The sequence below is a fragment of the Xanthomonas sp. F1 genome (assembly GCF_014199855.1).
The window spans coordinates 87,604-112,681 of sequence record NZ_JACHOK010000003.1 but is presented as its reverse complement, the minus strand read 5'-3'; the positions used below and the strand labels follow the sequence as shown (position 1 = coordinate 112,681).

The window sequence follows — 25,078 nt, the reverse complement described above, 5'->3', positions numbered from 1 at the left end:
CTCTGTGACGCCTCTAACGCCTACATGCGCCCTAGTACAGTAACTTCTCCATCAATCCACGCGACGATTCGCGCCACGTCAACGTCCGGATGTTGGCCGGCTCCTTCCATCCGTGCGCTACACCACGTTCGATCTCAGCCGCCAGCGCATCTGCATCGCCTACCGGGAAGTAGCTTGCCTCCTCGCCCGCGATTTCCCTGAAAACGGCGAGATCGCTGAGCAAGAGAGGCTTGCCGCGACTACCTGCTTCCACTACCGGGAGGCCAAACCCTTCCGCAACCGATGCCTGGACCAAGACATCCACTCTGTCCATCAGGTGGTGAAGGTCGGTATCCGACATTCCCTGCAACCAGAAAAGTCGCGTGCCCAATTGCGGATGCGCCTGAAGTTTCAGCACAAGCTCTTCGACATTCCATCCATGCTTGCCGACGATGGCCAATGCGACATCACCGCCACGTGCCCACACTTTTTCGAAGGCGGCAAGGACAGTGGCGTAGTCCTTGCGCGGCTCGACCGTGCCAATTGCCAAGACTAACGGTCTGGCCCCTAATCCTTCCAGCAGCGAAGCAATCGTTTCTGAAGCCTGGCCGACGACCTGACCGGACTCCAGATCGCTGCCCAGGTGCATCGCACGCGTCCAAGGTCTTGCCACCGGATGAGCAGGCTGCTCATCCAGGAAGCGCTCAAGATCCTGCCGCGTCGCCTCAGAAATGCAGACAAACCCATCCGCAGTGGCGGCAGCATGCTCAAGCCATCTCCGGAATGCCGGCGGCATGCCTGGATCGCAGGTATGTGGCACCAGCAAAGGGATCAGATCGTAGACCATCCAGACTACCTCGCCGCCTGCAGCCGCCACCTGGGCGTGCAGCGCATCGAATCGTTCCGGACTCCACCACGACGAATCGAGCATCAGCAGCAAATCGTTCGGCTTCACCGCAACTCGCATGCCGGCGTTGACCGTATCGATAGACATACCCAAGTGGCTGGAGGCGTAATCACTTGCGTACAGGATGCCGTGCTCAGTCCAGCAAATAGGCTGGACCTCCACCTGAGCATCGTTAGCTAGCGCATACAGACCTGCGCAATAATTGCGGACAACGCGCTGAATGCCGCTGCGTGCATCCAGTCGCACCACCTCGCTGACATCGACCAGTATTCGGCGTCGACCGCGCGCGGCAGCCGCTGTCAGGCTTCCTTCCAGAGAGCTACCTGCATCGGGCGCAGCGATAAGCAACTCTGACCAGGTATCGATGTCGTCCTGCGTCACTCGCAGGCGGTCAACCTCGTCGACTTTGCCAAACTGAGGCTGCGTCGCCTTAGCCTCACCACCCAGGGCTCGCATCGCTGTGAGCGCGGCGTCAGCGCAGGACTTCCAATCATACGTCCAAGCATGAGCCTTGACGCCGGAAATCAACACCTCACGAAAAGTCCCATCTTCCAAGGCGGCCTCAAGAAGCGATGCAGCCGCGTCGATGTCATGCGGGTTGAACAGGCAACGCGGATCGTGCACGACTTCAGGCAGGCTGCCGGTATCAGCGCTTAGAACAGGCGCGCCAAATGCCATTGCCTCAAGCACAGGCAGACCAAAGCCTTCATAAAAGGACGGGAAATAGAATACTCGACACGCCCGGTACAACGTCGCCAACTCGACATCGTCGACCCGGCCAAGCACGCGCACCCGCGGCGCTATCTGCGAGAAGGCCCCTGCGAGCGCCTCTTTGACATCCGTACCGACTTGGGTGAGTACAAGCAGATACTTCTTCTGGAGGCTACGCGGCAACCGTGCGAACGCCTCGACCGCTCCCATGGTGTTCTTGCGCCAGTCCCCGTTGCCGACCATCAGCACGAAGGGCGCGTCGATACCCCGCCGCGCCAAGATAGTCTCGTCCACAGGTAAATCGGCCTGCGCAATGGCGAGCATGTCCGGATCGAGCCCGGCATTGATTACGTGAATCTTTTCTGGGGAAATACCCAGTTGCTCGATCAAATCGACTCGCGTCGCTTGTGAGATGGACAGAAAACAATCGAATTTACTGAAACTCTCACACTTGCGCGGATACCATTCAGCCAAGAACGGATCCGGCTCAAGATAACGATCGGGGTAAAGCAGCGGTATCACATCGTATGCAATGACGGCCGTTCCAGGCCGTGGATCCGCCGCCCAGTCAATTGCGGTTGTGTAGCTGCCACGCGTTTCAAAGTGGCTGGTATGCAACAGTGCATCCACACCCAACGACTCGAAGAATCTGCCACGAAGACGAGCGGCACTTTGCATCCGCAGCGCATCATGATCGACAAAAGCGTTTGTGGGATAGTGCATCACTGTCGTTGCCGTATGCACACACTGATGGCGCAGGCGCGATCGCGCTTGACGCAGACGCACAGGGTCCGCGCCATCAAGCGCCAATAGGATCTCGTCGTCCTGACGCTGACGCACCATTTCGGCAACTAAGTTGTCAGCGTACCTGCCGATGCCGCGATCTCGCGAATCAGTCAAGCACGCCTGCATGTCGATAGCAAGACGCACCGTACTCCCCCCCTACTCAGTCGTTCAGATCGAGAGTCGACGCATATCCGCGTCCACCATCATTGTGATCAGTTGCTCCAGGGAGGTCTTGGGCTTCCACCCAAGCTTTTCCATTGCCTTGCCCGGATTCCCGAGCAGCACGTCCACCTCGGCCGGGCGGAAAAATTTCTCGTCGATCACCAAGTGGTCGTCCATGTTCAGGCCCACGTGGCCAAAAGCGATCTTGCACATATCGCGCACCGTCGTGGTGAGGCCGGTCGCAACCACATAGTCGCCGCCTTCCGCCTGCTGCGTCATCAGCCACATCGCCTCGACGTAGTCACCGGCAAAGCCCCAGTCACGCTTTGAATCGATGTTACCCAGGCGCAGTTCCCGCTGCTTGCCCAGCTTGATACGAGCCACAGCGTCGGTGACCTTGCGGGTCACGAACTCGATACCGCGCAGCGGAGACTCATGATTGAACAGGATGCCGCTCGAAGCGTGCATTCCGAAGCTCTCGCGATAGTTCACCGTGGCCCAATGCGCCATCAACTTCGCCACGCCGTAGGGACTGCGCGGATAGAAAGGCGTCGACTCGCTCTGCATCTCGGCCTGGATCAAGCCGAACATCTCGCTGGTGGAAGCCTGGTAGAAGTGGGCCTTGTCATTGACGATGCGCACTGCCTCGAGCACGTTGAGCGCGCCAACGCCGTCGACTTGAGCTGTCAGGATGGGCTGCTGCCAAGACGAGCCGACGAAGCTCTGAGCACCAAGGTTGTAAACCTCATCGGCCTTGGACACCTGCATGGCGCGGATGAGCGACGACAGATCAGTCAGATCGCCATCAAGCAGGACAACGTCATCGACAATGCCCAGTTCGCGAAGGCGCCACAGCGTGTCGCTGCTGCGACGGGCAAGGATACCGTGCACTTTGTAGCCTTTGGACAGCAAAAGCCGGGATAGGTAGGCGCCATCTTGGCCGGTGATCCCAGTGATCAGGGCGTTCTTACTCATTGATTTTTCCTTGCATGTTCGAGAATTTCAGACAGCGTTGATTGTATGTCGAAAGCCTGGGCCCAGCCGGTATCGCGCTGGAGTTTTGCGGAACTCGCTACCATACGCCGCTGCTCGGCCGGACGCATCTTGGCGGGATCCTGGCGGACTTCCGCTTCGACGCCGGTGAGCCGGCACATTTCAACGAGCAAGTCACGGACGCGGCGCTCCACGCCAGACGCAACGATATAGGTTTCGCCGGACTTGCCACGCGCCAGCAAAGAGGCATAGGCAGAGACGACATCACGCACGTCACTGAAATCGCGCGTCGTATCGATATCCCCGGCTTCGATCACCGGAGGCTGCCGCCCCTCTGCAATGGCGACCACCTGCCTGGCGAGAGAAGAAAGCACGAAACGATCGTTCTGGCCAGCGCCCACGTGATTGAATGGACGCGCAATCACCACGTCGAGCTTCTCGCTGCGGTGCCACTGCAGGCAGAGCTGCTCGGCGGCCCATTTGCTGACGGCGTACGGGTTGCGAGGCTCCGGCAGAAGCGCCTCGTCGACGGGGAGATCGCACTCAGGCACGCGTCCGTAGATGTCACCGGAACTGACATACAGGAACCGACCGGTAAAGCCTTTTCGAACGAGCACCTGAAGCAGATGCAGTGTACCGATCAAGTTGACCTGCAATGTTTCCTCAGGCTCGTCGAACGACTGCGGTACGAAGCTCTGTGCAGCGAGGTGGATTACCGCATCAGGGCACGCATCACCCAATGCACTTTCGATTGCAGCCATATCGCGCAAGTCGGTTCCGGCCCGCAACGGCACGGCCTCGACATCACCAAAGTATCCATGAGCCACGGCATCCAGCAGATGCTTTCCGACAAACCCGCCAGCACCAGTGACAAGAAGCTTCTTGCGAACATCATTCATGCGGATTTCCCCCACGATGGGCAACGATCGCGTAGTCGGGAGCGACGTGCGTACGTGCGATGAGGCGGTTGACAGAGGGCGACCCAGGCAGCGCTTCGGACAGCAAGGCCGGAGCACTCAACTCACGCGCTTCGCTGAGCCGTTCGATCCTTGCATCCGGATAACCACGCGCCTCGACGAACCAACGCAGCATTTCTGGAGGAAGCGGATTGCGATGGGTTGGGTCCATATAGAAATAGATCGTCGCCACATCCAAATTCTCGGGATTCGGCGTTTCCAGGATCAACACGCCACCTGGCCTCAAAACGTGATGGCATACGTCAATGAATTCCACGACGCGTTCAAACGGCAAATGCTCGACAAGGTGCATCGAAGTGATCGCGCCAACACTGCCTGCAGGCATGGCTCGCAGCACTTCGATCGCATCTCCCTCGATTACATCCATCCCCCGCGCAGCCGCATCGCTGACAAAACGAGAATTGAGGTCGACGCCGCGCGCATGCAGGCCTTCGTCACGCAACAACGCGAGCCATTCGCCACGACCACAGCCGACGTCGATGACAGGAGCCTCCGGTGTCCCCGCCCCGCACTCGCGAACGAACTGCAAGTAGGGACGCGCGCGCGCCTGAATCAGCGACTCGGGTCCGCGGAAGCGGTCTTCGAACAATGAATACAGCGCATCCAACTGCGGCGCTAGAGCGGCACGACGTGTTTCCTGCTCGACCAATCGGTCTTCGCGCGCCTCAAGACGCGAAAGGATTGCCTGATCGCGCTCCAGGCGCGCGGGCAGCTCTCGCGCAAAACTTGCAATCTCGAGAAGCGAGGAAACATTGGATTGCACCAGAGTCTCAAGCGCATTGCGAGCTTCACGCAATGCAGAGAGTTCATGCTCGATTGCCTCAAGCCGGCCACCCGCCTCCAGGACGACATGATTGACATGCCGCCCCAATCGATGGACCTCGCGCGCACCACGCACCTCTATCCACTCCACTTGCGCCCCGCGCCGCGCTAGGCGGAGCAGCTCATGGGCCCAAGAGAGCATGGGACCCACTAGGCGCTTACGCTTCCAGCGATGCAATAGCCACGCGAGGCGCAACCCACGCACTGGCACACCGGCAGCCATACCTTCGGGCGAAAAACGCATCGAGGCGATGATGTCCAACTTGGTTTGCGCACCTCGACGTAACGCTTCAACATTCTCGAGGAACCCGACAGAGTCAGGTGCACGCCGCAGTAGCACCCGATATGCGTTGCCGATGAAGTCGGCGTCGTCCTGCGAAAGCAAATCGACCAAGTCATAGACTTCTCGCGACGGCGTTGCGGGCGCGGCAGCAGTCCATATCTCGAAGTTCTCCGGCCAGAACAGGGAATCGACGCCAGTTACGCCAGTCGCCGTTCTCCTGAGCACAGCCGCGTTGATCTTCCGCAAGATCTCGCCGACACTCATTTCCATCAGCGTCGACGAGGAGGTGACAACGAGTTTCGGCTGCGACGTCACGGCGTACGGTCTCCACGCGGGACTTCGATCGACAGGACTGGCGGAATCCAGGCCGTACCAACGAAGGTGTCGTGACGGATATTGGCAACATTGAAAACCAAGGCCAAGTCGCGCCAATGGTAGTTCCTGACCAAATGGGTTTCGGCACTAGCCAATGCCACAGAGACCGAGTAAGTCCCAGGACCGAGATTCATCGGGAAGCGCGCCTCGGCAATCAATTGATCCCCTGCCTCCAGTCGTTCTTGAGCCTGACCAGTATGGTGGGTATTCGTACCAAAAACCGGCTGACCCAGCCGATCCTTGATCATGTAGCCAAGCACGAGCCGGTCGATAGGCTCGTGAACACGAATTTTGTAGCGCAAAGTCACCTCATCGCCTACGCCGACATACTCAACTGGACTACCGGTCTCGTCGAGAAGTTGAATCGACTCAAACACCGCCTCGCCAGTACCGGATTCGGTCGCCGTACGACCGTCTTCGGCACTTGCAGTCCTGACGCTCGAATTTTCCTTCTCCGCAATCAAGGCGTTGTAGTAATCCATGACTTCCTGCGGATCGCCATCTTTGATCAGCCGCCCCCCCTCGATCAACAGCGCGCGATCGCACAACGCCTGAATGGCTCCAGGATCATGGGAAACAATCAGTAACGTCGTGCCGGCCTCACGAAACTCACGTATCCGCTTGAAGCACTTGTGTACGAAGTACGAGTCTCCGACCGATAACGCCTCGTCGACAATCAGGGTCTCCGGCCGCACGGCAGTCGCTACACTGAAGGCCACGCGCATTTGCATGCCGCTCGAGTAGGCACGGATCGGCTGGTCGAAGTACTCACCAACCTCGGCAAACTCTTCGATCGATTCGAGCATCGATTCAATCTCATGGCTCGATGTCCCCATCAGGCCGAGAGCATGGCGAGCGTTCTCACGCCCGGTTAGCTCTGCATTGAAGCCCAGCCCAAGCTCCAGAAGCGCCGAGATACGCCCAGTGGCCATCACCGAACCTTCGTTTGGGCGAACAGTCCCAGTGATGATCTTGAGCAACGTGCTCTTGCCGGCTCCGTTCTGCCCGACCAGGCCGACGGCTTCGCCGCGTCCGATCCGGAAGGAGATATTCCGCAGCACCCAATGCTCTGACTGCGGCTTGACGGGAATGCCGAACCAACTGGCGAAGCGCTGCAACTCACTCCCGTAACTTCGGTAGCACTTGCCCACTCCGTCGACGACCAGCACCGAATTGCTCATAGCGCATCCACCATCTCGGCCGAAGCGCGCCGAAAAACGAAGAACGAAAGGGCCAGTGCCACCAACGCGCAGACGGCCGGATAGACGAGCGAGTTCTGCGGCGCACGACCGTAAAGGAAGATGTCGTGGTACCCCGTCGCCAGCGCGGCGACGGGATTCAGTCGCAGGATCGCCTGGAATCTTTCAGGAACGACCTGTGCGGGATACGCAATTGGCGTCATCCAGAACCAGAACTGCATCACCACCGCCATGATCTGGCCGATGTCGCGTGCGAACACGTTGAGCGTACCGAGGAGCAGGCCGACTCCGGTCGCCAATGCGACGTTAATCAGCAGCAACAAGGGCAACCAGACCAGCGCCGGTGTCAGTGAGACGCCCAAAATCGGCACCAGCACCAAGATGACCGCGAGCAAGGCGACATTGGTGACCAGTGCCGAACCGACCGCGACCAGCGGCAGACTGATCCGCGGGAATTGCATCTTTTTCAGTAGCGAACCGTTGTCGATGAAAACGGTGAGGCAACGCTGCACGATCTCGGCGAAAGCGGACCAGCACAATAGACCGGAAAGCAGATACACCGCGAAAGCGAAGTGGTTGTCGACGCCCGGCAGCTTGGCCGCCAGGACATTCGACAGCACGACCGCGAAAATCAGTGCCTGGGCCAATGGCTGCAGAACGATCCAAAGCGTGCCGAGCTTGCTGCGTGCGAGCCTGGAGCGGAAATCGTTGGCGATCGACGAGGCGATGAAGCCCCTATAGCGCCATGCTGCCGCAATCAATGATGACATGAGGTATCCGTATCGTAGTAAGAGTGTATTGCCGGGCTGGCGGCAAGCTCGCGCAAGCGCGTATCGATGGCATGGGCGGCGCGCTGCGGCGAAAGGAGCGCACCAACGGACTGCGCTGCACGTTGTCCGATCTCCTGTGCTTCGTTCGGATTGTCGGCAAGCTTTTGCATGAATGCAGCCGCCTCCTCCACGCGGGGTTCGGCCCAGACATCGCCAGGCTCGTGTGGGTACTCGCCCTCGCGCACAGGCACCAGCCTATATCCCACAAGCATCGCGTTGCCCGTCTCCATGAAGTCCAGGTTGCCCGACCAGGCTGTCGCAATGACGGGTTTACCCATTGCCATGCATTCCGCCAACCCCAAACCGAAGCCTTCTGCCCGATGCAGCGACACATACGCATCGCAGCAGCGCTGCAAGGCGTAAACATGAGCACGATCAATCACTTCGTCGCGCACGATGATACGCGGATCGGTCGCTGCCTCGTTGAGCAGGCGCCGGAACCAATCCTGGTAGCGATAGCCATTGCTGGACTTCACCAGTAGGCGCACATCATCGCGTCCCTTTGGAAACGCATGCTTGAACGCCGCAATCGCGGCATAGGGGTTCTTGCGCTCAACCCAGGAATTAAAGTCGAAGGTCGTCAGAAAGATAAATTTACCTTCTTCAAGCCCAAAATCTGCGCGCCGCAGACCGCTGTCGCCAATAGCCGACAATGGCTGCGGTGCGCGCAAGATCGGCTTGTCAGTGACCTTGGAGAATGCTTCTTCAATGAAGCGGCTGGCGACCATGATTTCGTCGACCATGCCAATCGCGGGAAGCCAAGCATTGGGGACGCGCTCGAGCTCCCAGAACCAGCAGGCGATCAAATGTTTTCCTGAGAGACGTTGGGCACCCACGAACTGGAGTGCTCGCTCCAGATAATCCGGATTGACAAACATAATACTGACTGGATAGGGCAGATCATCGCCAATCCATGCATCCAAACTGTGGTCATCCCAGCCATGCGGCAGACCAAGGTCGATATCAAACAATCGCACCGGTACCCCAGCCTCGATCAGCGCACGCGCATACATGCGCAGACTCTCGCCCAGGCCGAACTGCCCACGGACATAGCCAAGGATGTTGACGCCCGGGCCAGTAGCCACCTGCATCGGCGCGAGTGGGCCGGCGACAGCAGATGGTAACGGGATATCCCATGCCGGCGTCCGCGCGAACCGCACGCTCTCGGCAGACGGCGCCGACAGCAGCCGGGCGGCGCCCACGCGCCAGGAAAGCGGCAACTTCCGATACAGCACGCCCAACCCGCTACGCTGCCTGATCCAGGCAGACAGATTGAGCAAAAGCAGGCCTTTCGGCCCGCGCCGGCGAAGGTCGTTCACCGGAGGGGCTCCAACCGCCGCGCGCTCATGTCAGCGCGCGCTCCAGGTCTTGTTGCAGATCCCCCACATCCTCCACCCCCACGCTCAGCCGCACCAGCGCATCGCTGATGCCGAGCTGCTCGCGCCGCGCGACCGGCACCGAAGCATGGGTCATCACCGCCGGGTGGTTGACCAGGCTCTCGACGCCGCCGAGAGATTCGGCCAGGGTGAACAGGCGGGTGCGTTCGCAGAAGCGCTTGGCCGCGTCGAAGCCCCCCTTGAGCACGATCGAGACGATGCCGCCGTAGCCGCTCATCTGCCGGCCGGCCAGGGCGTGCTGCGGGTGCGAGGGCAGGCCCGGGTAGATCACCTTCTCCACCGCCGGGTGCGTCTCCAGCCACTGCGCCAGCGCCAGGGCGTTGTCGCAGTGCGCGCGCATGCGCAGCGGCAGGGTCTTCAGGCCGCGCAGCGCCAGGAAGCTGTCGAACGGACCCTGCACGCCGCCCACCGAGTTCTGCAGGAAGGCCAGTTGTTCGGCCAGTTCGGCGTTGTCGCCGACCACGGCCATGCCGCCGACCATGTCCGAGTGGCCGTTGAGGTACTTGGTCGCCGAATGCACCACGATGTCCGCGCCCAGCGCGAGCGGCCGCTGCAGCATGGGCGAGGCAAAGGTATTGTCGACCACCACCAGCAGGCCGTGCTTGCGCGCGATCGCGGCGATCGCCGCAATATCGACGATCTTCAGCATCGGATTGGTCGGGGTCTCGATCCACACTATCTTGGTGGTCGGGCGGATCGCGGCCTCGAATGCCGCCGGGTCGGTCAGGTCGACGAAGCCAAATTCCAGCGCGGCGGTGCGCTTGCGCACGCGCTCGAACAGGCGGTAGCTGCCGCCGTACAGGTCGTCCATGGCGATCACGTGGCTGCCGCTGTCCAGCAGCTCGATCACCGTGGCCGTCGCCGCCATGCCCGAGGCGAAGGCGAAGCCGCGGCTGCCGCCTTCCAGAGCCGCCACGCAGCGCTCGTAGGCGAAGCGGGTCGGGTTGTGGGTGCGCGAGTACTCAAAGCCCTGGTGCTCGCCGGGGCTGGACTGGGCGTAGGTGGAGGTCGCGTAGATCGGCGGCATCACCGCGCCAGTGGACGGGTCCGGGTGCTGTCCGCCATGGATGGCCAGGGTCGCCAAAGCCAGCGCAGGGCCGTCGCCATGGGGGTTAGACGTGTTGTCCGTCATGTGGGGGTACCGGAAAAGGGGCGTGATTCTAGCAGCGCGGTCTGAATGGCCCCATGCAGCGGGGGCCGGCCAGCCACAGGGAGTGTTACTGCACCCGGCGGCGCAGGTAGTTAAGTAGGTCGATGCGGGTGATCAGGCCGAGGAAGGCGCCCTCGTTCATCACGATGGCGACCTGACCACGATCGAACACCGGCAGCAGGGCCTCGATCGGCGATTTGACGTCCAGCCGGTCGAGCTTGCTGACCATGGCCGTGGCCACAGGGTCGCGGAACCGCGCTTCGTCGCCGTACACGTGCAACAAGACGTCGCTTTCGTCAACGATGCCGACCAGTTGATCGCCTTCCATCACCGGCAGCTGCGACACGTCGTACAGCTTCATGCGCTGGTAGGCGGTGGTCAGCAGGTCCTTGGGGCCGACCACCACGGTGTCGCGCTGGCTGTACGGGCGCAGGATCAGGTCGCGCAGGTCGCCGTGCTGCGGGCGCTCCAGGAAGCCGTTGTCCAGCATCCAGTAGTCGTTGTACATCTTCGACAGGTACTTGTTGCCGGTGTCGCAGACGAACACCAGCACGCGCTTGGGCTCGGTCTGTTCGCGGCAGTACTTCAGCGCCGCCGCCAGCAGGGTGCCGGTGGAGGAACCACCGAGGATGCCCTCCTTGGCCAGCAGCTCGCGTGCGGTGTGGAAGCTCTCGGCGTCGCTGATCGAATAGGCCTTCCTGACCCGGCTGAAATCGGAGATCGCTGGCAGGAAGTCCTCGCCGATGCCCTCCACCAGCCAGCTGCCGGACTTCTCGCTGACCGTACCCTGCTCGATGTACTCGGTCAGGATCGAGCCGACCGGGTCGGCCAGCACCAGCTCGGTCTGCGGCGAGGCGGCGGCGAAGGCACGCGACAGGCCGGTCATGGTGCCGGAGCTGCCGCAACCGAACACGATCGCGTCCAGCCGGCCGTCCATCTGCCGCAGGATCTCCGGGCCGGTGCCGAACTCGTGCGCGGCCGGGTTGTCGGGGTTGCCGAACTGGTTGATGAAGTAGGCGCCGGGGGTCTCGGCGGCGATGCGCGCGGCGAGGTCCTGGTAGTACTCGGGATGGCCCTTGGCCACGTCGGAGCGGGTCAGCACCACCTCGGCGCCCATCGCCTTGAGGTTGAAGATCTTCTCCCGGCTCATCTTGTCCGGGACCACCAGGATCAGCTTGTAGCCCTTCTGCTGGGCGACCAGGGCCAGGCCGATGCCGGTGTTGCCGGCGGTGCCCTCGACCAGCACCGCGCCGGGCTTGAGGTCGCCGCGGCGCTCGGCCGCCTCGATCATCGACAGGCCGATGCGGTCCTTGATCGAGCCACCGGGATTGGCGCTCTCCAGCTTCAGGTACAGCTCGCACACCCCGGTGTCGAGCTTGCTGGCCTTGACGATGGGGGTGTCGCCGATCAGGTCGAGGACGGAGGCATGAATGGTCATCGGGTCCGAATGCGTCGCGCCGCGGCAGCGGCTGGACCGGGCATTATCCGCGCTCGGGGGTGGAAAGTCAGAGAATGCGCCCGACCCAGACGAAAAAAGCCGCGAACGCGGCTTTTGGAGGGGATGACGCGGACGGTGGCAAGCCGACGAGGAGGCCAGCCACCGCCCGCGACAAGGGGAAACGGGACGTCAGTGCGGCTTCTGCTCGTAAAGGCGCAGCAGTTTTTCCTTGGCGGCGAGCTTTTCGCGCTTCATCTGCGCCAGGGTGACATCGTCGATCGGCAGCACGCCGAGCTCGGCGTCCATGCACTTCTTGTCCAAGGTCTTGTGGCGCTGGTAGAGCTGCTTGAACTCCGGATCGGACTTGATCAACGCGTCGATTTCGGTCTGCGGTTGCCCTTCGAACATAGGAATAGCCTCCTTCAGCTGGAAACAAGAACGCCCCGGCCGCTGCGGCACGGGGCGTTGCCTGGGAGCGGAAGCGCGCGAGCCGCCGGCTGCACCGCTGCAACGCCTGGAACCACGGTTCCTGCGACGTCGGACTGCGGTGCGCGCCACTGCGTCATCGGCTCGAACTCCTCCGTTGGCACCAGGCGGCGGGAGTGCCACCTGGAATACCGACCCTACGCTTCCCCACCGCCACGGACAAGAGAAGCAGGCCCGCTTTGCCGCATTCAGTTGCTCGGCGCTCAGGCCCAGGGAAAAACCCCGTTAAACCGCCTGCGCAGGGCACCGCAGACCTTAGGGCGCGATCACAACTTCGGCCGAACGCGCCTTGGTCGAGGGCCCCTTCTTGCCGACCGCCTGCACCCGGTTGGCAGGCACGCCGCCGCTGACCAGGGCCGCGCGCAGGGCGTCGGCGCGTTTCTGCGCCACGCCGGCATCGGTGTCATAGGCCTCGATCCGCACCTTGCCCTTGCTGATCTGCAGGTACTGCGACAGGGCCTTGGTCTGGTTGGTGGCGTCGCCCGACAGCGCGGCCTTGCCCGCACCGAAGGCCGCGCCGGAGAAGGTGAAGACCTCCCCACGCGTGTCGAAACGCGAGGCCGGCAGCTTGGTACCGGCCACCAGCTCGGCCTCCTCGCGCGCCAGCTTGGCCGACTTCTGCTGCGCGGCACTGAGCTTGGCGGTCTGCTGCCCGGCGACGCTGGCCAGGGCCGCATCGGCGTCCGCGCGCGCGGCCTGCTCGGCTTCGGCGGCCTGGCGCAGGCTCTCGGCCTCCTCGGCCTGGATCTGCGCCTGCACGCGCAAGCGCTCGGCCTCCTGGCGGGCGCGTGCGGCCTCGCGGCGGCTGGCCTCGATCAGCAGGTCGCTGCGGGTCTTTTCCAACTGGTCGACCTGGCGCCGGGCGATTTCCGCGCGGGCCATGGTCTCGGCGATCTCGACCCGGCGCTCGGCCAGGTAGCGCGCCTCGTCGCGCTCCTTGCGCTTGGCGTTGGCGAAGTTGGCCACCGCCTGCTGCGCCTGCAGGCGCTCGTAGGCGGCGACATCGGCATTGAGCGGATCGGCCTGCAGCGCCACCAGGCGCTGGTTGAGCACGGCCAGTTCCGGGTCGTCGGCCGCGATCGCGCCCAACGGCGCCAGCAGCAACGCCAGCAGGGCCAGGCGGCGCATTGCGCGCAGGGTGCGGCTCATGGACGGCCCTCCCCGGTGCCAAGGGTCTGCTGCAGCTGGGCCACCTCGGCCTGGCGCTGCTTCAGTTGCGCATTGGCCACCGCCTCCTCGCTGCGGGCGCGCGCCAGGTCGGCATCGGCGGCCACGCGCAGCGCCAGCTGCGGCGCGGTCTTGCGGGCGCGGCGGTCGAGCGCGGCCTGCTGCGCCTGCTCCAGGCCCTGGCGGGCGCTGGCCAGCAGGTCCGGCGCGTACTGGTCGGCATCGGCCTGGATCGCACGCTGCACCGCCTGCTGCGCGGACAACAGTTCAGGCGGGGCCACCTGGGCGAACGCGGCCGGCGCGGCGAACATCGCCAATGCGCAGGCCATCACATACTGCTGACAACGGAAGTGTGCGAAGCTAGTTTTCATCTAGGGGGGCCGTGGACGGAGACGTCGGTCACGGCCATTGTCGGAAGCCTGTGGCGCGCTTGCAACGGGCGATTGCGGATCGTTGGGGAACCATTGCGCATGGATATCGGCTATTTCCTGAAGCTGATGACCGAAAAGAACGCCTCGGACATGTTCCTGACCACGGGAGCACCGGTCTATATCAAGATCGAAGGCAAGCTGTACCCGCTCGGCGCCACCGGCCTGCCGCCGGGCATGGTCAAGAAGATCGCCTACTCGCTGATGGACGAAGGCCAGGTGCCGCAGTTCGAGCGGGACCTGGAATTGAACATGGCCATCGCCCTGCAGGACGCCGGACGCTTCCGCGTCAACGTGTTCAAGCAGCGCGGCGAGGTCGGCATGGTGATCCGCGCCATCCGCAGCAAGATCCCCAGCATCGAGGAACTGCACCTGCCGCAGGTGCTCAAGGACGTGATCATGACCCCGCGCGGGCTGGTCCTGGTGGTCGGCTCGACCGGCTCGGGCAAGTCCACTTCGCTGGCGTCGATGATCGACTACCGCAACAGCACCACCACCGGGCACATCCTCACCATCGAAGACCCGATCGAGTACCTGCACAAGCACAAGCTGTCCATCGTCAACCAGCGCGAGGTCGGCCTGGACACCCACGCCTTCCACAACGCACTGAAGAACGCGATGCGCGAGGCACCGGACGTGATCCTGATCGGCGAGATCCTGGACGCGGAGACCATGGAGGCGGCGATCGCCTTCGCCGAGACCGGGCACCTGTGCCTGGCCACCCTGCACTCCAACAACGCCGACCAGACCATCGAGCGCATCCTGAACTTCTTCCCCGAGAATGCGCACAAGAACGTGCTGATGAACCTGTCGCTGAACCTGCGTGCGGTGATTTCGCAGCGCCTGGTCAAGGACAGCAGCGGCCGCCGCCGGCCGGCCTCGGAAGTACTACTGAACACGCCGATGATCCGCGACCTGCTGCGCCGCGGCCAGGTCCACGAGATCAAGCAGGCGATGGAGGAGTCGCTGGAGGAAGGCATGGAGACCTTCGACCAGTGTCTGTTCCGGATGGTCAAGCAGGGCCAGATCGAGCAAGAGGAAGCGCTGCGCGCGGCCGATTCGCGCGACGGCCTGGCCCTGAAGTTCCGCCTGTCCGAAGGCGGCAGCGGCGAGCACGACCCCTACGCCGACTACGACAGCCCCGGCGCCGCGCCGCGGATCACCCACGGGTTCGTCTGAGGCGTCCCGTTTTGTCGTAGGAGCGGCTTCAGCGGCGACCAAGCGTTCGCAGACGCCTGGTCGCACTGGTCCCGCAGCAACGGCGGCAACAGCGGACCGGAGGCCCAGCGGCGGTCGCCGTAGGGTCGCCCTTGCGAGGGCAAACGCCACTCCACACACCCCGCGTCGGGACTGAAGCCCCTCCCACAGTCCACCCAGCGAGTGCGCCGCAAGCGCGTGTGGGAGCGACTGCAGTCGCGACGCATGGAGGCCGAAGTGTCCGTAAAACTGCAGTCGGGACTGAAGTCCCCCCACATCCTAATGCTCACCGATGCAGCAGGGATGGCGGCAGCTTCGGCCGATCGGGCATCACCGGCGCATCGGTCGCGGCTGAAGCCGCTCCTGCGACGATATTCCCAGCTCACTGCGCGTCCGGCTGGTTCTCCGGGCGCGCCGCCTCGAACGCCGGCAGCGCCAGGCAGGCGCGCTCGATCCGCTCCAGGGTCGGGTAGACCTGCAGGTCCACGCCGAAGCGGCGCGCGTTGTACAACTGCGGCACCAGGCAGCAATCGGCCAGGCCCGGCTGCTCGCCATGGCAGAAACTGCCGGTATCCGGGGACTCGGCGAGCAGCTGCTCCAGCGCATCGAAGCCGGTCTGCATCCAGTGCCGCATCCATTCCTCACGCTCGGGCTGCGGCACGTTCCAGGCGCTCTCGAAGAACTGCGCCACGCGCAGGTTGTTGAGCGGGTGGATGTCGCAGGCGATCAGTTGCGCCAAGCCGCGCACGCGGGCGCGGTCGATCGGCGCGTCCGGCAGCAGCGGCGGCTCCGGCCAGCGTTCGTCCAGGTACTCCAGGATCGCCAGCGACTGGCGGATCGGCTGTCCGTCGTGGCACAGGGTCGGCACCAGCTCCTGCGGGTTCAGCCGCGCATATTCCGGCGAATGCTGCTGCCCGCCGTCGCGCACCAGATGCACCGGCAACGACTGGTAGGCCAGGCGCTTGAGCTCCAGCCCGATGCGCACCCGGTACGCGGCGCTGGAGCGCCAGTAGGTGTAAAGCTGCAGTGCCTCGTCCATGCCCGCCTCCGTCTGCGCAGTCGACAACGATACCGGTGGACACCGGCGGCGCGGCGCCGCCGGTCGCCCCGCTAGCGCCGCCGGCCGGGTCAGGGCAGCGGCGCCTGCTCGATGCGCTGCTCGATCGCGCCGAAGATGCTCACTCCGTCACGGTCCAGCATCTCAATCCGCACCACGTCGCCGAAGGACATGTACGGCGTGCTCGGCTTGCCGTCGCGCAGGGTTTCCACGGTGCGCTGCTCGGCGAAGCAGGAGGCGCCGCGCGTGGTGTCCTGGTTGGCGATGGTGCCCGAGCCGACCACCGCGCCGGCCGCCAGTGGCCGGGTCTTGGCCGCGTGCGCGACCAGCTGTGCGAAATCGAACTGCATGTCCTCGCCGGCTTCCGGCGCGCCGAACCAGGCGCCGTTGATGTGGGTCAGCAGCGGCAGGTGCACCTTGTTGCCCTGCCAGGCCCCGCCCAGTTCGTCGGGGGTGACGAACACCGGCGACAGCGCCGAACGCGGCTTGGACTGCACGAAGCCGAAGCCCTTGGCCAGTTCCGGCGGAATCAGGTTGCGCAGCGACACGTCGTTGACCAGGCCGATCAGCTGGATGTGCGCGGCGGCCTGATCGGGGCTGACCGCCATCGGCACGTCGTCGGTGACCACCACGATCTCGGCTTCCAGATCGATGCCGTAGTCCTCGCTGACCACCTTGACCGCATCGCGCGGGCCGTAGAAGCCGGCGCTGACTGCCTGGTACATCAGCGGATCGGTGTAGAAGCTCTCCGGCACCTCGGCGCCGCGCGCACGGCGCACCCGCTCGACGTGCGGCAGGTAGGCGCTGCCGTCAAGGAACTCGTAGGCACGCGGCAGCGGTGCTGCCAGGGCCCCCATGTCCAGGTCGAACTGGCCGTCGGCGCTGCCGTCGTTGAGCGACTCGGACAGCGCGTTCAGGCGCGGGGCGAGATTGCTCCAGTCCTCCAGCGCGCGCTGCAGGGTCGGCGCGATGCCGGTGGCGCGCACCGCGCGGGTCAGGTCGCGGGACACGACGATCAGGGTGCCGTCGCGACCGCCTTCCTTCAGGGAACCTAGCTTCATGTCCGTCCAGTGCTGGGGCTGAGCCGGCGATTGTACGGCCAGACGGCGGCTTGGTTTCAACTGAAACGGACCCGCATTTTGTGCAGCGCGCCAATTCAGGTACACTGCGCCGGTCTGCATGCGGCCGTCCGTTTCCCTCAGGGACCGCCGGCGAGGCCAGGATCGCAACGATCCGACTCGCCCGCCCCGCCCGACGCCTTTCGTGGTGCCGACGAACCCCAGCCTCGCGCTGCGGGTTGATCCACCCTCTCGCAGCGCGGTTCACGGGAACGCTCCGAGCCTCACCTACTTGCGCCTGCGCGCCGGGTCCGTCCCGGCGTCGGCGCGTTATCCGGAGCATTCTCATGTCGTTCGAATCCCTGGGCCTTGCGCCCTTCCTGCTGCGCGCGTTGGCCGAGCAGGGCTATGAAACCCCCACCCCGATCCAGGCGCAGGCCATTCCCGTCGCCCTGGAAGGCCATGACCTGATGGCCGGCGCGCAGACCGGCACCGGCAAGACCGCCGCGTTCGGCCTGCCGCTGCTGCAGCACCTGGGCACCTCGCCGCAATCGGTGGGCGCCGGTCCGCGCAAGCCGCGCGCACTGATCCTGACCCCGACCCGCGAACTGGCCACCCAGGTCCACGACAGCCTGCGCGGCTACAGCAAGTACCTGCGCATTCCCAGCACCACCATCTACGGTGGCGTGGGCATGGGCAACCAGCTCGACGCGCTGCGCCGCGGCGTGGACCTGCTGATCGCCTGCCCGGGCCGCCTGCTCGACCACCTCGAGCGTCGCAGCGTGGACCTGTCGGGCATCGAGATCCTGGTGCTGGACGAGGCCGACCGCATGCTCGACATGGGCTTCCTGCCGTCGATCAAGCGCATCCTCGCCAAGCTGCCCAAGCAGAACCGGCAGACCCTGCTGTTCTCGGCCACCTTCGAGGAAGGCATCAAGCAGCTGGCCCGCGAGTTCATGCACGACCCACAGGAGATCCAGGCCACCCCGAGCAACACCGTGGCCGACACCATCACCCACCGCGTGCATCCGGTGGACGGTGCGCGCAAGCGCGAACTGCTGCTGCACCTGCTGGCCGCCGACTCGCGCAAGCAGACCCTGGTGTTCGCCCGCACCAAGCACGGTGCCGACAAGCTCACCATGTTCCTGGACAAGTCCGGGCTGAAGACCGCGGCGATCCACGGCAACAAGAGCCAGGGCCAGCGCCTGCGCGCGCTGAGCGACTTCAAGGCCGGCCGCATCACCGTGCTGGTGGCCACCGACATCGCCGCGCGCGGCATCGACATCGACCAGTTGCCGAAGGTCATCAACTACGACCTGCCGATGGTCGCCGAGGACTACGTGCACCGCATCGGCCGCACCGGCCGCAACGGCTCGACCGGCGAGGCGATCTCGCTGGTGGCGCAGGACGAGGCCAAGCTGCTGCGCGCGATCGCGCGCATGCTCAAGCGCGAGATGGACATTCGCGACGTGCCGGGCTTCGAGCCGGTCACGCCGATCCGCTGGGGCAACAACAACCCGCCGGACGAGCGTCCGGGCGGCCAGCGTCCGCCGCGTCGCGGCAGCCACGCCCGTCGCGGCCATGGCGATGCGCCGGCGCACGCGCACGCCGGCAGCAAGAAGCCCGGCGGCAGCCACGCCGATGGTGCCCGCCGCCAGGGCCAGGGCCGACGCCACGGCAACGGCGGCGGCAACCGTCCTGCCGCGCCGCGCTGAGCCATCCGCGGCCACGCGCTTCGCACGCACCCAGGCCGCCCTTCGGGGCGGCCTTTTTTGTCCGCACCACCGGCATCGCGTGCGCGTCGCACGCCCTGCAGCACGACGGCACCGCCGTCGTTGCGCGCGTCCAGTACCGCGCCATGCCACTCCGCCCCTGACCGTACAATGCCTCTCATGGATATCTTCAAAGTCTTCACCCTCGAGGCGGCGCACCGCCTGCCCAATGTGCCGCCCGGCCACAAGTGCGCGCGCCTGCACGGGCATTCGTTCCGCATCGAGTTGCACGTCAGCGGCGAACCAGGCGCCGAGAGCGGCTGGGTCATGGATTTCGGCGACATCAAGGCGGCCTTCCGCCCGCTCTACGACCAGCTCGACCACCACTACCTCAACGACATCGAAGGGCTGGACAACCCCACCAGCGAGCGCCTGGCGGTGTGGATCTGGGACCGACTCAAGCCGGCGCTGCCGCTGCTGAGCGAAGTGGTGGTGCACGAGACCTGCACCTCCGGCTGCCGTTATCGCGGCGCGGGCTGAAGTAAAGCTGGGAATGGGGGATGGGGATTGGGGAATCGCAAGGGCGGCATCGCGACCACCGAGGGCCTTCCGTGCAGGCCCGCCTGTGCGTCGTAGCGCGCAGTTGGCGCTTGCCAGAGACGCAGAGGCGCCCAGTGAGCGCGGGAGAAAATTGCGCCAAACCATTGATCCGAAAGGCAGCTTGAACGAACCCTGAGCGGCTTCAGAAAATTTTGTTGCATCGCAGCAGAATGGGCGTATGTTGCACTGCAACAGCAGTCGGCATTCCAACGGAGTTGCATGATGTCCGCTCAATTCAACGATCAGTTCAGCAGCTACACCCAGCAGTTCGCCGCCGCCGCGGCGCGTGCCAATCGCCTGGCGCTGGAAAGCGCCGAGAGCGTGTTCGGCGTGCAGTTGAAGACCTTCGAGAAGAACGTGTCGGCCACCACCGGCTTCCTCGGTGAGCTGACCGAAGCGCGCGACCTGGGCACCGTGCAGGCGCTGTGGCCGAAGGGCCTGCAGATCGCCCGCGACAACTTCGAGCGGCTGGCCACGGCCAACCAGGAAGTGTTCGGCCTGGGCCTGAAGACCTCCGAGGCCATCGGCCAGCTCGCCAAGCACCAGTTCGAAGCGGCGACCGAACAGGCCACGCCGAAGGCCAAGCCCGCCGCCAAGTAACACCCGATTCGACGTCGCTGCGGTCCGCCGCCCGACGCACCCTCGGTCTGCATGGGTCCCTCCCCCCGTGCAACCCCAGGCCCGGTAGATCCCTCCCTCTACCGGGCCTTTTTTGTGGGCGGGATTTGGGAGTGGGGATTGGGGATTTGCCGATTTCGCGCGCTGCTGGCTTTCCTTGTGGGAGAGGCTTCATCCCCCCGATGCTTCGTCAGAAACCGGCAGATCTCCTTCTTCTATCGGGCTTATCCATGCGCGTGCACCGAGCGTGGAACCGGGTAGTCGGATTAGCCCGTCGCGCAGTGCCGGGACGTCTTGTGTTTGTGGGAGGGGCTTCAGCCCCGACGCCTCAGCAAAGACGCGTCGGGACTGAAGTCCCTCCCACAAAAGGCGGTAGTGCGGCGCGCGCCCCAGCGATCGATCAGCCGGGCGACATTCCCGCCCACGGTTGCAGCTCCGCGGCCAACTGCGCGGCCTGCGGTTGCGGCCGGTACGGCAACCGTCCCCAGCACGGTATCGGCAACCGCGCGCGCAGCATCGCCATGTTGTCGTCGATGCGCTCCATCGCCGGGTCGATCTCGTTGCCGATCCAGCCGATGCACTGCAGGCCGTCGGCGGCGATCGCCGCGGCGCTGAGCCGGGCGTGGTTGAGGCAGCCCAGACGCAGGCCGACCACCAGCACCACCGGCAGCCGCAGCGCGCGCGCCAGATCGGCCTGATCCAGCGTCGCCGACAGCGGCGCCGCCCAGCCGCCTACGCCTTCCACCACCACCACGTCGGCCTGCGCGCGCAGGCGCGCGAAGGCAGCCACGATCGGTGCCAGTTCGAGTTGCACACCGGCATCGGCGGCGGCCAGTTCCGGCGCCAGCGGCAGCGGCAGCGCGTACGGGTTGAGATCGTCATAGTGCGGGCGCGGTGCGCTGGCCTCCTGCAGCGCCAGTGCGTCCTCGTTGCGCCAGCCGTCGGCCTCGCGCGTGCAGCCACTGGCCACCGGCTTCATGCCCACCGCGCGCTGGCCGCGCGCGCGCAAGGCATGCAGCAGCGCGGTGCTGGCGATGGTCTTGCCGATGCCGGTATCGGTGCCGGTGACGTAGAAGGCGGGAACAGCCATGCGAAACCCTGTCGGTTGGCCGGCGGGACGCGCGGCGGCGCGCAGGATAGCCGGGCGCGCCGCGCGCGTCAGCCGCCGCGGTGCCGACGGACGCAGCGCGCTGCTAGACTCGCGCGATGTTCGCCTCGTCCTCGCTCACCGGCAGCAAGCCGGAACAGTACGCCCAGTTGCTCGACCAGGCCCGTGCCCTGGTCGCCGGGGAGCCCGACCGCATCGCCAATGCCGCCAATCTGGCGGCGCTGGTGTACCACGCGCTGCCGCGGCTGAACTGGGTCGGTTTTTACTTCCACGACGGCAAGGAACTGGTGGTGGGGCCGTTCCAGGGCCTGCCCGCCTGCGTGCGCATTCCGCTGCACAAGGGCGTCTGTGGCGCGGCCGCGAGCAGCGGCCAGACCCAGCGCATCGACGACGTGGAGGCGTTCCCCGGGCACATCGCCTGCGATGCGGCCTCGCGGTCGGAACTGGTGGTGCCGCTGCTGCGCGACGGCGCGCTGGTGGGCGTGTTCGACCTGGACAGCCCCGACCTGGCCCGCTTCGACGCCGACGACCAGCACGGCCTGGAAGCGATCGCCCAGGTCTTCGTCGACAGCCTGCAATGAGCACGACCAAGCTGCGCAACATCGGCCCAAAGAGCGCGGCCTGGCTGCGCCAGGTCGGCGTGCGCACGCAGCAGGACCTGGAGGCGGCCGGCGCGGTCGGCGCCTTCGTCAAGGTCAAGCGCGCCGGCTTCAAGCCCAGCCTCAACCTGCTGTACTCGCTGGAAGGCGCGCTCAGCGGCTGCCACTGGCAGGACCTGTCCGAGGCGCGGCGCGCGCAGTTGCTGGGCGAGCTGGAGACCGCGACGGCGGCGCTGCCGGCGCAGCGCGGCCTGCAGGTCGCCGGGCCGGTGGCGACGACGCATTTCGACCGCGACGACACGCGTGACGACGATGACGCTGGCGGCGCCTACGCGTCCGACACGCACGACACGCCGGTGGGCGACCACCACGGCGACGACGACGGCCACGGCGCGCACGCCGACTGAGCCGCGCGGGCAGCGGCGATCGCGTACAATCGCGCCGCTTCAAGGTGACCCGCCGGCTCCGGCCAGCGGGTTGAAACGGGAAGCCGGTGCGTCTTGCGACAAGGCCGGCGCTGCCCCCGCAACGGTAAGCGATCCGCGCTGACGACCTGCGCCACTGTGCCTGGGCATGGGAAGGCGTCGCAGCCGGGAGGTCCGCCTCCCCGATCGCCAGCCCGGAGACCGGCCTTGCAGTTCACTGGTTGCGATGCGGAGGGCGTCGCGGCGTGCCGCGCCGCGTCCGGCGCCGTCCGCTTGCACCTTCCGTTCGCGACTCCCTTGCCGTCACAGCGCGCAGCCGCGCGCCGGAGTTGCCACCCATGTCGTCCCGCCTGCTTTCGGTCGCGATCGCGACCGCCCTGTCCCTGCCCGCGCTGGCCCACGCCGCCGACGCCGCCACCGACCTCGACCAGGTCCTGGTCACCGCCACCCGCACCCAGATCTCGGTGGAGGACAGCGTGGTGCCGGCGCAGGTCATCGACCGCGCGGAGATCGAGCGCAGCCAGGCCACGTCGCTGGCGCAGCTGCTGCAGGGCCGCGCCGGCATCGGCGTCTCCAACCAGGGCGGTCTGGGCAAGCTGACCACGCTGAACCTGCGCGGCAGCGAATCGGACCACGTGCTGGTGCTGGTGGACGGCGTGCGCATCGGCTCGGCCAGCGCCGGCCTGGCCGCGTTCCAGGACCTGCCGCTGAGCCAGATCGAGCGCATCGAGATCGTGCGCGGCCCGCGTTCGAGCCTGTATGGCTCCGACGCGATCGGCGGCGTCATCCAGATCTTCACCCGCCGCGGCGGCCAGGGCTTCCAGCAGAACCTGAGCCTGGGCGGCGGCAGCCACGGCCTGCGCGAGGCCGGTGCCGGCTTCAGCAACCGCGGTGAGCGCGGCTGGCTGGCCGTGCAGGGCGGCTACCAGAAGACCGACGGCATCAATGCCTGCAACGGCTCGGCCACGCTGTTCGCGGGCTGCTTCGTCGACCAGCCCGACCGCGACGGCTACCGCAACGTCTCGCTGAGCGCGCGCGGCGGCTACGCGTTGACCGACACGCTGCGCATCGAAGGCCAGGCGCTGAACATCGACAGCCGCAACGAATACGACGGCGACGCGCTGTTCGCCGGCAACGAGGCCGACAACACCCAGCAGGTGTTCAGCGGCAAGCTCGACTGGACCCCGTCCGATCGCCTGCACCTGGCCGCGCAGCTCGGCCGCAACGTCGACGACGCCGACAGCTACTACCGTGCGCCGGGCGCACGCACCCGCAGCTTCGTCAGCACCTTCGACAGCCGCCGCGACACCGCCGCGCTGCAGGGCGACGTCACCCTGGCCGAAGGCCACCTGCTCAGCGTCGGCAGCGACTGGCAGCGCGAGCACGTCACCAGCACCACCGCCTTCGACGTCGACAGCCGCGACAACACCGGCGTGTTCGCCGAGTACCAGGGCCGCTTCGGCGCGCAGCAGGTGCAGGCCAGCGTGCGCAGCGACGACAACGAGCAATTCGGCGAGCACACCACTGGCAGCCTCGGCTGGGGCCTGGCACTGGCACATGGCCTCAAGCTCACCGCCAGCGTCGGCACCGGCTTCAAGGCGCCGACCTTCAACGACCTGTACTACCCGTTCGCCGGCAATCCGGAACTGAAGCCGGAGCGCTCCAAGAGCGGCAACCTCGGCATTGCGCAGTACGCCGACAGCTGGAACTGGACCTTCAACGCCTACGAGACCCGGGTCAAGGACCTGATCTCCTACGATGCGGTCAGCTTCCTGCCGGTCAACGTGGACGAGGCGCGGATCCGCGGCGCCGAACTGACCGGCTATGCACTGCTGGCCGGCTGGGAGTTGTCGGCGCAACTGAGCCACACCGATCCGCGCAACCGCAGCGACAGTGGCAATCGCGACAACTGGCTGGCGCGCCGCGCGCAGAACACCGCGCGCCTGGACGTGGACCGCGGCATCGGCCCGGTCAAGCTCGGCGTCACCGTCTTCGGCAGTGGCCACCGCTTCGACGACGCGGCCAACCGCGTGCGCCTGGCCGGCTACGGCACCGTCGACCTGCGCGCGGAATACGCGTTCACCCCAGACTGGACGCTGCAGGCAAAGGCCAGCAACGTGTTCGACCGCGACTACCAGACGGTGAACTGGTACAACCAGCCGGGTCGTGAGTACGCGCTGACCCTGCGCTACGCGCCGGCAGCGCGCTGAGTCGGTGTCCCGCGCTGCGCCGGCGGGCGTGGCGCGGGGCAACAGCGCGGAAAACACGCGCGTCTTTTTTGTAGGAGCGGCTTCAGCCGCGACGGGCTTTCCCGGGGAAGCCCGTCGCGGCTGAAGCCGCTCCTACGAAAGGCGGCGGTATGTGCGAACACGCCGGATGTAGATGCGTGCATTTTCAAGCGCGCGCATGCGCGATGCATCGCGCAGTTGGTCGCCCGCGATACGGGCCGCTGGCTGCCGAACGCAAACACCCGCCCTCGTACTCATGCATCGCGACGCAAACCTGACAGTTCGGCGCGCGCTACGCGCCCGGACCCTCACCCCAACCCCTCTCCCGGGGGGAGAGGGGCGTACTGCGTCATCGACTGCAGGAGCGGCGTCAGCCGCGATGGGCG

General features: G+C 65.4%; 22 protein-coding genes and 1 riboswitch. Of the genes, 7 read left to right on the top strand and 15 right to left on the bottom strand.

Annotation, left to right across the window (positions count from 1 at the left end):
- Positions 1–31: 31 nt before the first annotated feature.
- The 12 genes from GGR71_RS09425 to GGR71_RS09370 all read right to left on the bottom strand — a co-directional run bounded on the left by GGR71_RS09425 (position 32) and on the right by GGR71_RS09370 (position 14,033).
- Positions 32–2,527 carry a glycosyltransferase family 4 protein gene (locus GGR71_RS09425; RefSeq protein ID WP_343160787.1) on the bottom strand — a complete coding sequence of 832 codons (2,496 nt, stop codon included), beginning with the start codon at positions 2,525–2,527 and terminating at the stop codon, positions 32–34.
- 24 nt (positions 2,528–2,551) lie between these two features.
- On the bottom strand, positions 2,552–3,520 hold the full coding sequence (locus tag GGR71_RS09420) for a GDP-mannose 4,6-dehydratase (protein ID WP_160957535.1): 969 nt from the start codon (positions 3,518–3,520) through the stop codon (positions 2,552–2,554).
- The gene (locus tag GGR71_RS09415) at positions 3,517–4,437 is read right to left on the bottom strand and encodes a GDP-mannose 4,6-dehydratase (protein ID WP_160957536.1); all 921 of its coding nucleotides are present in this window, start codon (positions 4,435–4,437) and stop codon (positions 3,517–3,519) included. Before GGR71_RS09415 ends, GGR71_RS09420 begins: the two co-directional genes overlap by 4 nt.
- Positions 4,430–5,935, bottom strand: coding sequence for a methyltransferase domain-containing protein (locus GGR71_RS09410; protein WP_343160788.1), 1,506 nt, complete (start codon positions 5,933–5,935; stop codon positions 4,430–4,432). Before GGR71_RS09410 ends, GGR71_RS09415 begins: the two co-directional genes overlap by 8 nt.
- Positions 5,932–7,176, bottom strand: coding sequence for an ABC transporter ATP-binding protein (locus tag GGR71_RS09405; RefSeq protein WP_160957537.1), 1,245 nt, complete (start codon positions 7,174–7,176; stop codon positions 5,932–5,934). Before GGR71_RS09405 ends, GGR71_RS09410 begins: the two co-directional genes overlap by 4 nt.
- Entirely contained in the window at positions 7,173–7,964 is a 792-nt protein-coding gene (locus GGR71_RS09400; protein ID WP_160957538.1) for an ABC transporter permease, read from the bottom strand. Before GGR71_RS09400 ends, GGR71_RS09405 begins: the two co-directional genes overlap by 4 nt.
- Positions 7,952–9,343, bottom strand: a complete 1,392-nt coding sequence (locus tag GGR71_RS09395) for a glycosyltransferase (RefSeq protein WP_160957539.1) — start codon at positions 9,341–9,343, stop codon at positions 7,952–7,954. The genes GGR71_RS09400 and GGR71_RS09395 overlap by 13 nt, the downstream gene beginning before the upstream one ends.
- A gap of 25 nt (positions 9,344–9,368) precedes the next feature.
- On the bottom strand, positions 9,369–10,553 hold the full coding sequence (locus GGR71_RS09390) for a cystathionine gamma-synthase (RefSeq protein WP_160957540.1): 1,185 nt from the start codon (positions 10,551–10,553) through the stop codon (positions 9,369–9,371).
- Positions 10,554–10,638: 85 nt separating this feature from the next.
- Positions 10,639–12,009, bottom strand: a complete 1,371-nt coding sequence (locus tag GGR71_RS09385; protein WP_160957541.1) for a pyridoxal-phosphate dependent enzyme — start codon at positions 12,007–12,009, stop codon at positions 10,639–10,641.
- Positions 12,010–12,198: 189 nt separating this feature from the next.
- Complete coding sequence (locus GGR71_RS09380; protein ID WP_010340228.1) at positions 12,199–12,417, bottom strand: YdcH family protein; 219 nt, start codon at positions 12,415–12,417, stop codon at positions 12,199–12,201.
- A gap of 333 nt (positions 12,418–12,750) precedes the next feature.
- Positions 12,751–13,644: an OmpA family protein gene (locus GGR71_RS09375; RefSeq protein WP_456362605.1), complete on the bottom strand. Its 894-nt coding sequence runs from the start codon at positions 13,642–13,644 to the stop codon at positions 12,751–12,753.
- Positions 13,641–14,033, bottom strand: coding sequence for a DUF4398 domain-containing protein (locus GGR71_RS09370; RefSeq protein ID WP_160957542.1), 393 nt, complete (start codon positions 14,031–14,033; stop codon positions 13,641–13,643). Before GGR71_RS09370 ends, GGR71_RS09375 begins: the two co-directional genes overlap by 4 nt.
- Before the next feature lie 99 nt (positions 14,034–14,132).
- On the opposite strand from GGR71_RS09370, the gene GGR71_RS09365 reads away from it, so the two are divergent.
- Entirely contained in the window at positions 14,133–15,269 is a 1,137-nt protein-coding gene (locus tag GGR71_RS09365) for a PilT/PilU family type 4a pilus ATPase (RefSeq protein WP_160957543.1), read from the top strand.
- Between the two features lie 400 nt (positions 15,270–15,669).
- On the opposite strand, the gene maiA is transcribed toward GGR71_RS09365, so the two are convergent.
- A complete protein-coding gene (gene maiA, locus GGR71_RS09360; RefSeq protein ID WP_160957544.1) occupies positions 15,670–16,326 on the bottom strand; it encodes a maleylacetoacetate isomerase in 657 nt (218 codons plus the stop codon).
- 89 nt (positions 16,327–16,415) lie between these two features.
- Positions 16,416–17,405: a fumarylacetoacetate hydrolase family protein gene (locus tag GGR71_RS09355; protein ID WP_160957545.1), complete on the bottom strand. Its 990-nt coding sequence runs from the start codon at positions 17,403–17,405 to the stop codon at positions 16,416–16,418.
- A gap of 344 nt (positions 17,406–17,749) precedes the next feature.
- Here GGR71_RS09355 and GGR71_RS09350 point away from each other — a divergent pair, with 344 nt between their 5' ends.
- From GGR71_RS09350 to GGR71_RS09340, 3 genes are all read left to right on the top strand, one after another.
- Positions 17,750–19,117: a DEAD/DEAH box helicase gene (locus tag GGR71_RS09350; RefSeq protein ID WP_160957546.1), complete on the top strand. Its 1,368-nt coding sequence runs from the start codon at positions 17,750–17,752 to the stop codon at positions 19,115–19,117.
- 177 nt (positions 19,118–19,294) lie between these two features.
- Positions 19,295–19,654 carry a 6-carboxytetrahydropterin synthase QueD gene (queD, locus tag GGR71_RS09345; protein WP_160957547.1) on the top strand — a complete coding sequence of 120 codons (360 nt, stop codon included), beginning with the start codon at positions 19,295–19,297 and terminating at the stop codon, positions 19,652–19,654.
- Positions 19,655–19,936: 282 nt separating this feature from the next.
- Positions 19,937–20,314, top strand: coding sequence for a phasin family protein (locus GGR71_RS09340; RefSeq protein WP_160957548.1), 378 nt, complete (start codon positions 19,937–19,939; stop codon positions 20,312–20,314).
- Positions 20,315–20,732: 418 nt separating this feature from the next.
- On the opposite strand, the gene bioD is transcribed toward GGR71_RS09340, so the two are convergent.
- Positions 20,733–21,422: a dethiobiotin synthase gene (bioD, locus tag GGR71_RS09335; RefSeq protein WP_160957549.1), complete on the bottom strand. Its 690-nt coding sequence runs from the start codon at positions 21,420–21,422 to the stop codon at positions 20,733–20,735.
- Between the two features lie 116 nt (positions 21,423–21,538).
- Here bioD and GGR71_RS09330 point away from each other — a divergent pair, with 116 nt between their 5' ends.
- The 3 genes from GGR71_RS09330 (at position 21,539) to btuB (ending at position 24,674) form a co-directional block, all read left to right on the top strand.
- Positions 21,539–22,021, top strand: a complete 483-nt coding sequence (locus GGR71_RS09330) for a GAF domain-containing protein (RefSeq protein WP_160957550.1) — start codon at positions 21,539–21,541, stop codon at positions 22,019–22,021.
- On the top strand, positions 22,018–22,446 hold the full coding sequence (locus GGR71_RS09325) for a TfoX/Sxy family protein (protein WP_160957551.1): 429 nt from the start codon (positions 22,018–22,020) through the stop codon (positions 22,444–22,446). The genes GGR71_RS09330 and GGR71_RS09325 overlap by 4 nt, the downstream gene beginning before the upstream one ends.
- Before the next feature lie 25 nt (positions 22,447–22,471).
- Positions 22,472–22,688: riboswitch (cobalamin riboswitch) on the top strand.
- 114 nt (positions 22,689–22,802) lie between these two features.
- Positions 22,803–24,674: a TonB-dependent vitamin B12 receptor gene (gene btuB / locus GGR71_RS09320; RefSeq protein WP_160957552.1), complete on the top strand. Its 1,872-nt coding sequence runs from the start codon at positions 22,803–22,805 to the stop codon at positions 24,672–24,674.
- The last annotated feature ends 404 nt before the right edge of the window (positions 24,675–25,078 follow it).